Consider the following 14,211-nt stretch of genomic DNA (forward strand, 5'->3'; position numbering starts at 1 on the left):
CGTAGTCGTTGGCGTCGTGCGCGGGCGTGACCTTGACCACGCCGGTGCCGAATTCGCGATCCACGTAGTCGTCGGCGATGACCGGGATCGCGCGCCCGACCAGCGGCAGCGTCACGGCCTGGCCGATGAAGCGCTGGTAGCGCTCGTCCTCGGGATGCACCATCACGGCGACGTCCCCCAACATGGTCTCGGGGCGTGTCGTGGCCACCACCAGGCGCTCGCCGCTGCCATCGGCGAGCGGGTAGGCGATGTGCCAGAGGAAGCCGTCTTCCTCCTCGCTCTCGACCTCCAGGTCGCTCACCGCGCTCTTGAGTTCCGGGTCCCAGTTCACCAGCCGCTTGCCGCGGTAGATCAGGCCCTGCTCGTAGAGTCGCACGAAGGTCTCGGTCACGACCTTCGACAGCCTGTCGTCCATGGTGAAGTACTCGCGGCTCCAGTCCACGCTGTCGCCCATGCGGCGCATCTGGCGCGTGATGGTGTCGCCGGACTGCTGCTTCCACTCCCACACGCGCGCGACGAAATTCTTGCGGCCCAGCTCGTGGCGGCTGCGGCCCTGCTCCTGCAGCTGGCGCTCGACCACGATCTGGGTCGCGATGCCGGCGTGGTCGGTGCCCGGCAGCCAGAGCGTGTTGAAGCCGCGCATGCGGTGATAGCGCGTCAGGCTGTCCATGATGGTCTGGTTGAACGCGTGCCCCATGTGCAGCGTGCCGGTGACGTTGGGCGGCGGCAGCTGGATGGCGAAGTTCTCGCCGCGCGCGGCAGCCTCGGCGTCGGGGCGGCCGGTGCCGCGCCAGCCGGCGCGCCCGAGGCCGCGGCGTTCCCATTCCGGGCCCCAGCGGGCTTCGATGGCGGCAGGTTCGAAGGACTTGGACAGCGCGGCGAGGCGCTCCTGGGTGGGCTGGTCGGACATGGTTGGCTGGGCGGGTCGCGGCGGTGCGCGCGCCGTTGGCGCCGCCGCCTGCAAAACTGTCAATTCTAGCTCTCGCGTCCGCGTCGCGCGGTCGCCAGGCGCGGCCCCGGCAAGGCGCGAATTCGGCGAGCAAGCGCCGTGGCCTTGTCGTGGCTGCTCTCAAACGTGTAGTGAACGCGGGTGCGCTGCGGGCCGAAGGGTGGATCAACCCAACAACGGCAGTTGACCGCTTGCCTTCTTCACGAGATCCGCATGAACCTTGACTTCCGCTGCTTCGATCACCTCCACCTGTCGGACGAACGCGTCCAACTGCCGTTTTTGGGTTCAATAGAATTCGCATCCATGCCGACGGAGTCCGACGTCGCCCTGCTGACCACCGCCGTGCTGTGGGCGACGTTCGCGGTGTCCGCCATCTTCGGCGCCATCGTGCAGCGCACCGGCTTCTGCACCATGGGCGCGGTGGCCGACGCGGTCACCATGGGGGACTGGACACGCCTACGTCAATGGGCGCTGGCGGCCGGCGTGGCGGTGCTGGGCTTCGCACTGCTGGGTGCCGGCGGCTGGATCCGCCCGGCCGACTCGGTGTATGCGGACGCGCGCTGGATGTGGCTGTCGTCGATCGTGGGCGGCGGCCTGTTCGGCATCGGCATGGTGCTGTCCTCGGGGTGCGGCAGCAAGAACCTGGTGCGCATGGGCGCGGGCAACCTGAAGGCGCTGGTGGTGTTCCTGGTGATGGCGCTGTCGGCCTACGTCAGCCTGCGCGGCCTGACCGCGGTGCTGCGCGATCGCACGGTGGACCAGGTCTACGTGGCGTTCGCGGGGCCGGCCACCCTGGGCCACCTGGCGGCCAGCACGCTGGGCTGGTCCGACAGCCTGGCGCTGCTGGTGCCGGCACTGCTGGTGGGCGGGGCGCTGACCCTGTGGGCGTTGCTGGGCCGCGGCTTCCGGCGTCGCAACAACCTGCTGGCGGGGCTGGGCGTCGGCGCCACCATCGTCGCCATGTGGTGGGTCAGCGGCTGGCTCGGTTTCATCGATGAGCATCCGCTCACGCTGGAAGCCAGCTACCTGGGCTCGCGCACCGGCCGCATCGAGGCGCTCACCTTCACGGCGCCGCTGGCCTACGCGATCGACTGGATCATGTTCTTCAGCGACCAGAACCGCCACCTGGGCATTGCCGCGGTTTCGGTCGCGGGGGTGGTGGTGGGCGCCTTCCTGCACGCGCTGGCGACGCGCAGCTTTCGCTGGGAAGGCTTTCGCACCACGGAGGACCTGGCGAATCACCTGGCCGGCGCGGCCCTGATGGGCTTTGGCGGCGTGACCGCGCTGGGCTGCACCATCGGCCAGGGCCTGAGCGGCATCTCCAACCTGAGCCTGACCAGCTTCAGCGCCGTGGCCAGCATCATCGGGGGCGCCGTGGCAGCGCTGCGCTACCAGGCCTGGCGGCTGGAGCGGCAGGCATGACGGAGGCACCGACCGGAGCCGACGAGGCACGCCGCTTCGGTGCGCTGGCGCGGCTGTACGGAGCGGCGGGTGCCGGCCGCATCCGTGCCGCGCACGTGGCGGTGGTGGGGATTGGCGGCGTCGGTTCGTGGGCGGCGGAAGCGCTGGCGCGCAGCGGGGTGGGGCGTCTGACGCTGGTCGACCTGGACCACGTGGCCGAGTCCAACGTGAATCGCCAGGTGCATGCGCTCACCGCCACCCTCGGCCAGGCCAAGGTCGAGGCCATGCGCGAGCGCATTGCCCAGATCCATCCCGGCTGCATGGTGGCTGCGGTGGATGCCTTTGTCGATGCCGGGAACTGGCCTGGCGTGCTGTCCGGTCCGGTGGATGCGGTGATCGATGCCTGCGACCAGGTGAGCGCCAAGCTGGCCATGGCGACCTGGGCGCGCCGGCAGGCGGATCCGGTGCATTTCATCACGGTTGGCGCGGCCGGCGGCAAGCAGCGCGCCGAGCAGGTCGAAGTCGCCGACCTGGCCGCGGTGACGCATGATCCGCTGCTGGCGCGGCTGCGCCAGAAGCTGCGCCGCCACGCCGGCGCTCCGGGGAATGGGCGTCCGATCGGGGTGGCCTGCGTGTTCAGCCGTGAGCCGGTACACCTGCCCGAGGCGTGCGACGCACCGGCCGAACTCGATGGCTCGCTGAGCTGCCATGGCTATGGGTCGAGCGTTGCCGTCACCGCGAGCTTCGGCTTCTGCGCGGCCGGCTGGGTGCTGTCGGCACTGGCCGGCCAGAGGCCGCCAGCGGCGGGATGCGGAACGCGCGTCGGCGTGGCATGAGGGCTGCCCGGCGTTGTCCTATAATTAGAGGCTTCGTGCAGTTTTGACGAAGCGCCTTGCTGGCGGCGATGAATCGCGCTGCGGCACGGGATACGGGGGTGTAGCTCAGCTGGTAGAGCAGTTGACTCTTAATCAATTGGTCCAGGGTTCGAGTCCCTGCGCCCCCACCAGATCCTGTGCCGCGCGGTTGGTCGACCGCAGCATCGGGCTGCCGGATCATGACGTGCCCGGGTCGTTAGCTCAGCTGGTAGAGCAGCGGACTTTTAATCCGTTGGTCGTGGGTTCGAATCCCGCACGACCCACCATGACATGCAAGGCCGCGTGCTCGGGCTGATCCCGGCGCGGCCTGCTGCCTGCAGGTGCGGACCGCGGCAAGCTGCGCTCAGGCGAAGCCCGCGTGGCCACGCGAGGCTTTCGCGACCCGCTTCAGCCAGGGAGTCAGTGCGTCATGGGACGTGATCGCAAGCCAACCGCAGCCGCCCGGTCCGGGGTACAGGCGCCTTCCACCGGTGCGCATCCGGTGCGGGTCATCAAGAAATACCCCAACCGGCGCCTGTACGACACCAGTTCCTCGTCCTACATCACGCTGGCGCAGGTACGCGAACTGGTCATGTCGCGCACCGCATTCGCCGTGCACGATGCGCGCAGCGGCGAGGACCTGACGCGCAGCATCCTGCTGCAGATCATCCTGGAGGAGGAGGCCGGCGGCGCACCGATGTTCACGGAGACGGTGCTGGCCGAGATCATCCGCTTCTATGGCCATGCGATGCAGGGCTTCATGGGCTCGTACCTGGAGAAGAACATCCAGGCGTTCCTCGACATCCAGGCGCGGCTGGCCGAGCAGTCGCAGGGGTTCACGCCCGAGATGTGGGCCCAGTTCATGCGCCTGCAGTCGCCGATGATGCAGGGCGTGATGGGCGATTATCTGGAGCAGTCGAAGACGCTGTTCCTGCAGATGCAGGAGCAGATGACGCGCCAGACCGAGCAGATGCTGGGGGCCTTTGGCATCCGGCGCTGACTTCGGCTGTCATGACGCGCGGCGCTCCGGCCCGGCGCCGCGCGGGCAAAAAAAGAGCCACCCGAAGGTGGCTCCAGCGCGCGATGGGTCTGGTATGTTCCAGTCCGCCGCGTCTTGTTTTGGTGCCCAGGAGAGGACTCGAACCTCCACGGAGTTACCCGCTAGTACCTGAAACTAGTGCGTCTACCAATTCCGCCACCTGGGCATCAGGAAACGGAGATTCTAAATCAAAAATTCAACTGCAATCAACAGCCTGCTCGAAGAAATCGAGGGGACGGTCCAGGGCCACCGCGACGGCCACGGTTTCGTGCTGCGCGACGACGGCGAGCCGGACATCTACCTGCCGCCGGGCGAGATGCGCGCGGTGCTGCACCGCGACCGCGTCAAGGTGCGCGTGGTGCGCCACGACCGGCGTGGCCGGCCCGAGGGCCGGGTGCTGGAGATCGTCCAGCGTTCGTCGCAGCCGATCATCGGCCGCCTGCTGCACGAGGGCGGGCTGTGGCTGGTGGCGCCGGAAGACCGGCGCTATGGCCAGGACGTGCTGATCCCCAAGACCGCGATCGGCACCGCGCGCACCGGCCAGGTGGTGGTGGTCGAACTGACCGAGCCGCCGGCGCTCTACGGCCAGCCGGTGGGCCGCGTCCGGGAAGTGCTGGGCGAGATCGACGACCCGGGCATGGAGATCGAGATCGCGGTGCGCAAGTACGGCGTGCCGCACGCGTTTTCCGAGGCCTGCCTGGCCGAGGCGCGGGCACTGCCGGATGGGGTGCGCGCGCCGGACCGGGCCGGCCGGGTCGACCTGACGGACCTGCCGCTGGTCACCATCGACGGCGAGGACGCGCGCGATTTCGATGATGCCGTGTACTGCGAGCCAGCGGTGGTGAAGGGCCGCGGCAAGCGGCCCAACGGCTGGCGCCTGCTGGTGGCGATCGCCGACGTCAGCCATTACGTCAAGACCGGCAGCGCCATCGACACCGACGCCTACGAACGCGCCACCAGCGTCTACTTCCCGCGCCGCGTGCTGCCGATGCTGCCGGAAAAGCTGAGCAACGGCCTGTGCTCGCTCAACCCCGAGGTCGATCGCCTGTGCCTGGTGTGCGACATGCTGGTCGACCACGCCGGCGAGATCCAGGCCTACCAGTTCTATCCGGCGGTGATGCGCAGCCACGCGCGCCTGACCTACACCGAGGTGGCGGCCATCCTGGGCAACACGCGCGGCCCCGAGGCCAGCCGGCAGGCGGCGCGCGTGGCCGACCTGCTGCACCTCAACGAGGTGTTCCGCGCCCTGCTGCAGGCGCGCGCGCAGCGCGGCGCGGTCGACTTCGATACCACCGAGACCCAGATCGTGTGCGACGACGCCGGGCACATCGAGAAGATCGTGCCGCGCGAGCGCACCGATGCGCACCGCCTGATCGAGGAATGCATGCTGGCGGCCAACGTCTGCGCCGCCGACTTCGTCGGCCAGGGCAAGCAGGCGGCGCTGTACCGCGTGCACGAGGGCCCGACGCCGGAGAAGCTGGAACTGCTGCGCGCCTACCTCAAGGCGCTCGGCCTGGGCCTCGGCCTGGGCGACGAGCCGACGCCGCGCGAATTCCAGCAGATCGCCCAGGCCACGCAGGAGCGCCCGGACGCTGAGCAGGTTCACATGATGCTGCTGCGCTCGATGAGCCAGGCCATCTACACGCCCATCAACAGCGGGCACTTCGGCCTCGCCTACGAAGCCTATGCGCATTTCACCAGTCCGATCCGGCGCTACCCGGACCTGCTGGTGCACCGCGTCATCAAGGCCATGCTGGCCGGCCGCAGGTACCAGCTGCCGGCGCTGCCGACGCCGGGCGAGGCGCACGAGAAGCTGGCGCGGCGCCTGCAGCACGATCGCGCGCAGCGCGAGCAGGGACGACCCGATCAGGCGCGGCGGCTGACGGCCGAGATGCTGGGCTGGGAAGCCGCGGGCATCCACTGCAGCGCCAACGAGCGCCGGGCCGACGAGGCCAGCCGCGACGTCGAGGCCTGGCTCAAGTGCAAGTACATGAAGGAGCACCTGGGCGAAGAGTACGGCGGCACGGTGAGCGCGGCGACCAGCTTCGGCCTGTTCGTGACGCTCGACGAACTGCACGTCGAGGGCCTGGTGCACATCACCGAGCTGGGCGGCGAGTATTTCCGCTTCGACGAGATCCGCCAGGAGCTGCGCGGCGAGCGCACCGGGATTCGCTACAGCATCGGCACGCGCGTGCGCGTGCAGGTCAGCCGGGTCGACCTGGACGCGCGCAAGATCGACTTTCGCCTGGTGCACGAGGCCGGCGACCCGCTGGCGCGGGCGCTGCGCGACAAGGGCGTGGTGGCGCCGGACGACGCCGGCCGGCCCACGCGCCTGTCGACCCGGCGCGCCGCGCGCCGCGAACGCGAAGCGGAGCGCGGCGCCGGACGCGCCTCCCCGATCGACACCCTCCGGCAGGCGGTGCGCAAGGCGACCGGCAAGAAGGCGGGCGGCAGCCGCGGCAAGCGGTAGCGCGCCGCCGCGTGATCCGCCACGGTGCGAGAGCGCCGGCCCGCGCCGGCATGATGAATGACCCCTGCGTCATGGAAGCGCAGCGAGGTCATTCCCCATGCGTCCTGCTCAGGCTCCTGCGCGCCGGCGCCGGCGCATGCGCAGCATGGGCGGCAGCACGATCATCAGCACCGACAGCACCCACAGGACGATGGCGATCGGGCTCTCGAACAGGATGCCGACCTCGCCATCGCTGATCGACAGCGCGCGGCGCAGGTTCTGCTCCATCATGTCGCCGAGCACGAAGCCCAGGATCAGCGGCGCCATCGGCACGCCCTGCTTGCGCAGCAGGTAGCCGGCGACGCCGAACGCCGCCATCATCATCAGATCGAAGGTGGTGGCGTGGACCGAATACACGCCGACCGCGCTCACCGCCAGGATGCCGGGCACGAGCAGCCAGTTGGGCGTCTGCAGCAGGCGCGTGAACACGCCGACCAGCGGGATGTTGATGATCAGCAGGATCGCGCTGGCGATGAACAGCGAGGCGATCAGGCCCCAGACCAGGCCGGCGTTCTGCGTGAACAGGGCCGGGCCCGGCGTGATGTTGTAGAGCGCCAGCGCCCCCATCATCACCGCCGTCGTGCCGGAGCCGGGCACGCCCAGCGTCAGCATCGGCACGAAGGAGCCGATGGCCGAGGCGTTGTTGGCGGCCTCGGGCGCCGCCACGCCGCGGATATCGCCCTCGCCGAAGTTGCCATTGTCGCCGGCGATCTGCTTTTCCATGCCGTAGGTCATGGCGCTGGCGATGGTGGCGCCGGCGCCCGGCAGCACGCCGACGACGAAGCCGACCAGCGCCGAGCGCAGCGTGGTCCACCAGGTGCGGGCGAGTTCCTTCAGGTTGAACAGCGCGCGCCCGGTCTCGCGGATGATGCCGCCGACGCTGTGGTGCTGCTCCAGCATCAGCAGGATCTCGCTGATCGAGAACAGGCCGATCACCACCACGATGAACTGGATGCCATCGGCCAGGTGCACGCTGTCGCCGGTGAAACGGTAGACGCCGGAGTTGGCATCGACCCCGACGGTGGCCAGGGCCAGGCCGATCACGGCCGCCAGCGCCGCCTTCATCGGCTGGTCGCCCATCAGGCCCGTGAGGCAGGCAAAGGCAAAGCACATCAGCGCGAAATACTCGGCCGGGCCGAAGGCCAGTGCCCAGCGTGCCAGCAGCGGCGCGAACAGCACGAAGCCCAGGCTCGCCAGGATCGAGCCGATGAAGGACGACCAGGCCGAGATCGACAACGCGACGCCGCCCATGCCCTGCTTGGCCATCGGGTAGCCGTCCAGCGCCGTCATGATGGCGCCGGCATCGCCCGGCACGTTCAGCAGGATGGACGAGATGCGGCCGCCGAATTCACAGCCCAGGTAGACCGCGGCCAGCAGGATCAGCGCGGTCTCGGGCGGCAGCTTGAGCGCGAAGGCCAGCGGCATCAGGATGGCGACGCCGTTGATCGGGCCCAGGCCGGGCAGCATGCCGACGATGGTACCGATGAGGGCGCCGATGGCGGCCATCATCAGGTTGGTCGGCGCCAGCGCGACGCCGAAGCCCGACATCAGGAACTCGAAGGTTTCCATGGCTCAGCGCCCTCCCAGGATGAAGGCCAGCAGGCCGGACGGCAACACCACGTCGAGCAGCTTGTCGAAGGCCAGGAACAGCAGCAGGCCCAGGCCGATGCCGCCGGCCAGCGACTGCTTCCAGTTGCCGCCAAAGGCCATGCCGATCGGCAGCGCCATCACCACCGTCGCCAGGGTGAAGCCCAGCCACTGGAACAGGAAGGCGTAGACGAACACCGCGGCGATGGCAAAGGCCAGTGGCCCCAGCGGCACCTTGCGCAGCCATGGCCCGTCGTCGCCCGGCTTGACGATCAGCCAGAGCCCCCCGGCGGCCAGCAGGATTGCCAGCAGCAGCGGGAAGGCGCGTGGCCCGACCGGTTCGTAGGAGATGGGCGCCACGTAGTCGCGCGCGGCCCAGGCCATGCCGGCGCCGACGATCACGCACGCGGCGCCGAGGATGCGATCGCTCATGGTCGTGTCCCTGGGGGCCGGGCCGTCACTTCGCGACTTTCAGGCCGACCTCGGCTGCAATCTTGCGATATGCCTCGACCTGCTTCTTCACGTAGGCATCCAGTTCGGCGCCGGTCTTGGAGAAGGGGTAGAGGCTGCGCTCGGCGCGCAGCTTGGCGAATTCGGGCGTGGCCATCATCTTGTCGAAGGTGTCGACCCAGACCTTGAAATCGGCGTCGCTCACCTTGGGCCCCATGTAGAAGCCGCGAATGATCGGCCATTGGATATCCATGCCCTGTTCCTTGGCGGTCGGCACGTCGGCCAGGCCGCCTTCCAGTCGCTGGTCCGACAGCACGGCAATGACGCGGATCTTGGCGCCGGCCTTGATGTGCTCCTCGGCCTCGGAGGCGTCGCCCGAGAGCACCTGGATGTGGCCGCCCTGCAGCGCCGTCAGGCCCTCGCCACCGCCCTCGAAGGCGACGAAGCGCATGGCCTTCGGGTCCAGGCCCGCGGCCTTGGCCGTGAGCGCGGCCTTCATCCAGTCCTGGCTGCCCACGGTGCCGCCGGCACCGAACACCACCTTGCGCGGGTCCTGCCTGATGGCCTCGGCCAGGTCCTTGAGCGATTTGAGGGGCGAGTTCTCGGCCACCATGATGGCGCCGTAGTCGGTGCCGACGCCAGCCAGCCAGCGCACCTCGTTCTCGTTGTAGCGGCCGAACTTGCCCTGCGCCAGGTTGAGCAGCGAGCCGCCCGAGAAGGCGACAATGGTGTTGTCCTCGGCCGGGCGCTGCGCCACGATGGCGTTGTAGGCGACGGCGCCGATGCCGCCGGGCATGTAGGCCACGCGCATCGGGGTGTCGATGAACTTGCCTTCCAGCAGGCCCGCCTGCGCCAGCTTGCAGGTCAGGTCGAAGCCGCCACCGGGCTTGGCGGGCGCGATGCATTCGGTCTTGTCCAGCGGCGCGGCCTGGGCCAATCCGAAGCCGAGGGCGAAGGCGAGGGTGGCGAGGGGAAGCTTGAGTCTCATGGTTGTGGTTCCTTGTCGTGATGTCTCGGCCGAAACCCGAAATGTGGCGCTGGCGCGCGGAGCAGGGCGGGGCCTGAAAGTGACTGTACCCACGGGGAACTTTCAAACACCTTTCAAACCGGGTCGGATTGATCCGGGAAAACCCTTGGTTTTCCGTCTTTTTCGGGCCCGGAAGGGCCTCGTGGCAAGCGCAGGCTGGCTGTCAGGCCGCGGCCGCCGGGCCGCGGCTGCAGCTCCAGCGTGCCGTGGTGGCGCTGCGCCACGGCACGCGCGATGGCCAGTCCCAGACCGGTGCCGCCGGGGCGCGCGTGGCGACCGCGAAAGAAGCGCTCGCCGACGCGGCCCAGTTCGTCAGGCGCCAGGCCGGGTCCGTCGTCAAGCACGCTCAGCCGTGCGCTGTCGCCCTCGCGCGCGAGCTGGACCGTGACGTGGCCGCCTGCCGGGGTGTAGCGCAGCGCGTTGTGCAACAGGTTGCCCAGCGCCTCGCGCAGCAATGCCGCGTGGCCCATGGTGGGCAAGGGGGTTTCGGGCGCCTCGAAGCCGAGGTCGATGCCGGCCGCGCGCGCCTGGGGCCAGGCGTCGCGCGTGAGTTCGCGCGCCAGTGCCACCAGCTCGACCGGCTGCGGCTGCAATTCGGTGGCGTCGGCGCGCGCCAGCGCCAGCATCTGGTTGACCTGTCGCGTGGCGTGGCCGAGCTGGTGGTGGATGGCCTGCAGGGTTTCGCGCGCGGGTCCGGGCGCGCTGTCGCGCAGGGCGTAGTCGACCTGGGTGGTCAGCGTGGCCAGCGGCGTGCGCAACTGGTGCGACGCATCGTCGACGAAACGCCGCTGGGCCGCGCTGGCCTGCTGATGGCGCGCCATGTGGTGGTTCATGGCCTCCACCAGCGGTCGCACTTCGGTGGGCACCCGTGCCACCGGGATGGGCGTCAGATCGTCGGGCGCACGCTGGCGCACCTCTTGCGACAAGCGGGCCAGCGGTCGCAGGGCCCAGCCGGTGGCGAGCGCCATCAGCGCCAGCGCCAGCGCCACCAGCAGGGCGTTGCGCGCCCCGGCCTCGAGCAGCAGGGCGCGCGTGAAGTGCTGGCGTGACGTGAGGGTTTCGGCCACCTGGATCACCACCCGGGTGCCGCCCGCGTGGCCGCTGGGGGGTGGGTCGAGCCGGCGTGCATAGGAACCCAGGCGCACCGGTTCGCCAAGGTAGCTGGCGTCGCGAAAGCGCGGCTGGCCGTCGACCAGGCCGGTTTCGGGCGGCGGCAGGTCGGTGTTGCCGATTTCAACCAGGCCGTCCTCCGTGGCGACGCGAAAGAACACCGGGCCGCTGGCCGTGAGCTGGAAGAATTCGAGCAGGGCGTAGGGCAGCTCCACTCCCAGGCCGCCGCTGGCCGTGGAAATGTTGGCATCGATGGCCTTGATGGCGCCAGCCAGCGAGCGGTCGTAGGCGGCGTTGGCGGCGTCGCGGGCGGTGTCCCAGGCGCTCCAGAGGCCGAGTCCCGAGGCCAGCAGCAGGCCGCTGGCCAGTGCCAGCAGCAGCGTGCGCCGCAGGCTGGCTCGCGACCAGGCCAGCCTCATGCGTCGGCCTCGAGCACGTAGCCCAGGCCGCGCAGCGTGACAATGCGCACGCCACTTCCGGCCAGGCGCTTGCGCAAGCGGTGCACCAGCACCTCGATGGCGTCCGGGCGCACGTCGCGCGCGTCGGGCACCACGCGCTCGAGGATTTCCAGCTTCGACAACGGCTTGCCCACGTGCTGCACCAGGACGCGCAGCAGGGCGTGCTCGCGCGGCGTCAGCGACAAGGGTTCGCCGCCCAGGGTGAAGGCGCGCGTGGCCGGGTCCCAGGCCAGCGGCCCGCAGCTCTGGCCCCAGTGCGCGCTGCCGCGCGCGCGCCGCACCAGGGCGTGCAGCCGCGCCTCCAGTTCCGCCAGGTCGAACGGCTTGGCCAGGAAGTCGTCGGCGCCCTGGTTCAGGGTGTCGACGCGTTCCATCAGCGAATCGCGCGCGGTCAGGATCAGCACCGGCAGCCGCGCGTCGGTGGCGCGCAGCGTGGCCAGCACCTGGTGGCCGTCCAGGCCCGGCAGGCCGAGGTCGAGCACCAGCGCGTCGTGGCAGCCTTCGGCCAGGCTGGGCAGCACGTCGCGCCCGTCGGAGACCCAGTCCACCAGCAGGCCGCTGCGTTCCAGCGCGCGCGCCAGCCAGCTGGCCAGCTCGGGCTCGTCTTCCGCCAGGAGAATGCGCATGCGGGGGTTCCTCGTGTCTCTCCGCCGGTTAGCATCATTGCTTCGGAGAAGCACCATGACTGCGAACGATTCTCGCAAAACCCTCCGGCGACTGGCTGACGCGCGGCGCGCCACGCTGCTGCCCGGCGCCTTCAACGCCCTGTCGGCGCGCCTGATCGAGGACCTGGGCTTCGAGGCCGTCTACGTCACCGGCGCCGGCGTCACCAACATGAGCCTGGGCTTGCCGGACCAGGGCTTCATGGGACTGGCGGAGATCGTCGAGCACACGCAGCGCATCCGCGACGCCGTGCAACTGCCGCTGGTGGTCGATGCCGATACCGGCTTCGGCAACGCACTCAACGTCTACCACGCGGTGCGCCGGCTCGAGCGCGCCGGCGCCGACTGCATCCAGCTCGAGGACCAGGCCAGTCCCAAGCGCTGCGGCCATTTCGAGGGCAAGGCCGTGATCGAGACGAGCGAGATGGTCGGCAAGATCAGGGCCGCGGTGGACGCGCGGGCCGACAGCGGCCTGCTGGTGCTGGCGCGCACCGACGCCGCCGCCGTGCATGGCGTGGCCGATGCCCTGGAGCGCGCGCAGCGCTACGCCGAGGCCGGCGCCGACCTGCTGTTCGTCGAGGCCCTGACCGAGGCGGCCGACGTGCGCGCGCTGCCAAGTCGTCTGGCGTCCCCGTTGGTGATGAACCTGGTGCTGGGCGGCAAGACTCCCGTGCTGGCGCAGGCGGAGCTGGCGGCGCTGGGCTACGGCTTCGTGCTCTACGCCAACGCGGCGCTGCAGGCGGCGCTGGCGGGCATGACGCGGGCGCTGTCGCAGCTCAGGCAGCATGGCGAGCTGGCCGAGGACCCGATGCTGGTGGCGCCGTTTGCCGAACGCCAGCGCCTGGTCGGCAAGCCGGCCTGGGACGCGCTGGAGCAGCGCTATGCCGGCTGAGGAGGTGTTGGCGCTGCCGGCCACCTGGATGCGCGGCGGCACCAGCAAGGGCCTGTTCTTCCGGACCGGCGACCTGCCGGCCGAATCGGCCGCGCGCGACGCGCTGCTGCTGCGCGCCATCGGCAGCCCGGATCCCTACGGGCGCCAGATCGATGGCGTCGGCGGCGCGACCTCGAGCACCAGCAAGGTGGTGCTGGTGCAGCGCTCGCGCCAGCCCGGCTGCGACGTCGACTACCTGTTCGGCGCGGTGGCGATCGAGCAGCCGCTGATCGACTGGTCCGGCTCCTGCGGCAACCTCGCCGCGGCGGTGGGCCCGTTCGCCCTGCAGCAGGGGATGTTGGAGGATGCGCCGGCCGATGGCATCGCACAGGTGCGCATCTGGCAGGCCAATCTGGGCGAGCGCATCATCGCCCATGTGCCGATGCGCGGCGGGCAGGTGCTGGAGACCGGGAAGTCCCGGCTCGATGGCGTCGCCTTCGGCGGCGCCGAGATCCGGCTCGACTTCCTCGATCCGGCGGGCGGCGCGCGCCCGCTGCTGCCGACCGGGCGCGTGCGCGACCTGCTGCGGGTGCCTGGCCTCGGTCCGGTCGAGGCCACCCTGATCAACGCCGGCAATCCAACCGCCATCGTGGCGGCCTCCGCGCTTGGCCTGGCAGGGGTCGAATTGCCGCAGGCCCTGAACCCGGATGTCGGCCTGCTGGCGCGCTGCGAGGCCGTGCGCGCCCAGGCCGCCGTCGCCATGGGCCTGGCCCGCGACGCGCCGCAGGCCACGCGCGAGCGCCCGGCCACGCCCAAGCTGGCGCTGGTGGCGGCGCCGGTCGGCTACGCGGCCAGCGACGGCCGGGCGGTGGTCGCTGAAGAAATCGACCTGCTGGTGCGCATGCTGTCGATGGGGCCGTTTCACCATGCGCTGCCGGGCACGGGTGCGATCGCTCTGGCAGCGGCTGCGGCGCTGCCCGGAACCCTGGTCGCGGACTGCGCCGGGGCGCGGGGCGGCGCGCTGCGCATGGGCCATCCCTCGGGGCGCATCGCGGTCGAGGCCGAAGCGGTGCGCGACGAAACGCCCGCGGGCTGGCGCATCGCCCGCGTCAGCGTCAGTCGCAGCGCGCGGCGCCTGATGACGGGGCAGGTCTGGGTGCCGCGGCAATCGACATGACGCATGGCTGGTGCAGTGTTTCACGCCATCAGGCACTTATAAAAGCCAGAAAAAGGTTTGCAGCAAGGCGCGGTTCGCAGCCAATGCCGGCGGCCTTGGCAAGAACTGCAACGCCGC

The 14,211-nt window shown here is 70.2% G+C and carries 12 protein-coding genes and 3 tRNA genes; 8 read left to right on the plus strand and 7 right to left on the minus strand.

What is annotated here, in order from left to right; all coding sequences use genetic code 11:
- Window positions 1–910 (minus strand): class I tRNA ligase family protein (locus PKA16_RS14455; protein WP_324404235.1); only part of this gene is annotated, 910 nt, incomplete at its 3' end.
- A 342-nt stretch (window positions 911–1,252) separates the two neighbouring features.
- Here PKA16_RS14455 and PKA16_RS14460 point away from each other — a divergent pair.
- The 5 genes from PKA16_RS14460 to phaR all read left to right on the plus strand — a co-directional run bounded on the left by PKA16_RS14460 (window position 1,253) and on the right by phaR (window position 4,204).
- Window positions 1,253–2,371, plus strand: coding sequence for a YeeE/YedE family protein (locus PKA16_RS14460; protein ID WP_324404236.1), 1,119 nt, complete (start codon window positions 1,253–1,255; stop codon window positions 2,369–2,371).
- Entirely contained in the window at window positions 2,368–3,186 is an 819-nt protein-coding gene (locus PKA16_RS14465) for a tRNA threonylcarbamoyladenosine dehydratase (RefSeq protein WP_324404237.1), read from the plus strand. Before PKA16_RS14460 ends, PKA16_RS14465 begins: the two co-directional genes overlap by 4 nt.
- Window positions 3,187–3,280: 94 nt before the next feature.
- Window positions 3,281–3,356, plus strand: a tRNA-Lys gene (locus PKA16_RS14470).
- 59 nt (window positions 3,357–3,415) lie between these two features.
- Window positions 3,416–3,491: transfer RNA gene (locus PKA16_RS14475), tRNA-Lys, on the plus strand.
- Window positions 3,492–3,634: 143 nt separating this feature from the next.
- Complete coding sequence (phaR, locus tag PKA16_RS14480) at window positions 3,635–4,204, plus strand: polyhydroxyalkanoate synthesis repressor PhaR (RefSeq protein WP_324404238.1); 570 nt, start codon at window positions 3,635–3,637, stop codon at window positions 4,202–4,204.
- A 120-nt stretch (window positions 4,205–4,324) separates the two neighbouring features.
- On the opposite strand, the gene PKA16_RS14485 is transcribed toward phaR, so the two are convergent.
- A tRNA-Leu gene (locus PKA16_RS14485) sits at window positions 4,325–4,409 on the minus strand.
- 21 nt (window positions 4,410–4,430) lie between these two features.
- Between PKA16_RS14485 and rnr the strand changes: the two genes are divergently transcribed.
- Window positions 4,431–6,713, plus strand: a complete 2,283-nt coding sequence (gene rnr, locus PKA16_RS14490; protein WP_324404246.1) for a ribonuclease R — start codon at window positions 4,431–4,433, stop codon at window positions 6,711–6,713.
- 108 nt (window positions 6,714–6,821) lie between these two features.
- On the opposite strand, the gene PKA16_RS14495 is transcribed toward rnr, so the two are convergent.
- The 5 genes from PKA16_RS14495 to PKA16_RS14515 form a co-directional block, all read right to left on the minus strand.
- Window positions 6,822–8,321, minus strand: coding sequence for a tripartite tricarboxylate transporter permease (locus PKA16_RS14495; RefSeq protein ID WP_324404239.1), 1,500 nt, complete (start codon window positions 8,319–8,321; stop codon window positions 6,822–6,824).
- Window positions 8,322–8,324: 3 nt separating this feature from the next.
- Complete coding sequence (locus PKA16_RS14500; protein ID WP_324404240.1) at window positions 8,325–8,771, minus strand: tripartite tricarboxylate transporter TctB family protein; 447 nt, start codon at window positions 8,769–8,771, stop codon at window positions 8,325–8,327.
- A 25-nt stretch (window positions 8,772–8,796) separates the two neighbouring features.
- Complete coding sequence (locus tag PKA16_RS14505) at window positions 8,797–9,777, minus strand: tripartite tricarboxylate transporter substrate binding protein (RefSeq protein ID WP_324404241.1); 981 nt, start codon at window positions 9,775–9,777, stop codon at window positions 8,797–8,799.
- Window positions 9,778–9,890: 113 nt separating this feature from the next.
- Window positions 9,891–11,345 carry a sensor histidine kinase N-terminal domain-containing protein gene (locus tag PKA16_RS14510; protein ID WP_324404242.1) on the minus strand — a complete coding sequence of 485 codons (1,455 nt, stop codon included), beginning with the start codon at window positions 11,343–11,345 and terminating at the stop codon, window positions 9,891–9,893.
- Window positions 11,342–12,010, minus strand: coding sequence for a response regulator (locus PKA16_RS14515; protein WP_324404243.1), 669 nt, complete (start codon window positions 12,008–12,010; stop codon window positions 11,342–11,344). Before PKA16_RS14515 ends, PKA16_RS14510 begins: the two co-directional genes overlap by 4 nt.
- A 55-nt stretch (window positions 12,011–12,065) precedes the next feature.
- Here PKA16_RS14515 and PKA16_RS14520 point away from each other — a divergent pair, with 55 nt between their 5' ends.
- Together PKA16_RS14520 and prpF are read left to right on the plus strand one after the other, a co-directional pair.
- Entirely contained in the window at window positions 12,066–12,938 is an 873-nt protein-coding gene (locus PKA16_RS14520) for an oxaloacetate decarboxylase (protein WP_324404244.1), read from the plus strand.
- Window positions 12,928–14,094 (plus strand): 2-methylaconitate cis-trans isomerase PrpF, encoded by a 1,167-nt coding sequence (gene prpF / locus PKA16_RS14525; RefSeq protein WP_324404245.1) that lies wholly within the window; start codon window positions 12,928–12,930, stop codon window positions 14,092–14,094. Before PKA16_RS14520 ends, prpF begins: the two co-directional genes overlap by 11 nt.
- Window positions 14,095–14,211 lie beyond the last annotated feature (117 nt).

The organism is Ottowia sp., from assembly GCF_035325765.1.
Lineage (GTDB): Bacteria > Pseudomonadota > Gammaproteobacteria > Burkholderiales > Burkholderiaceae_C > Ottowia.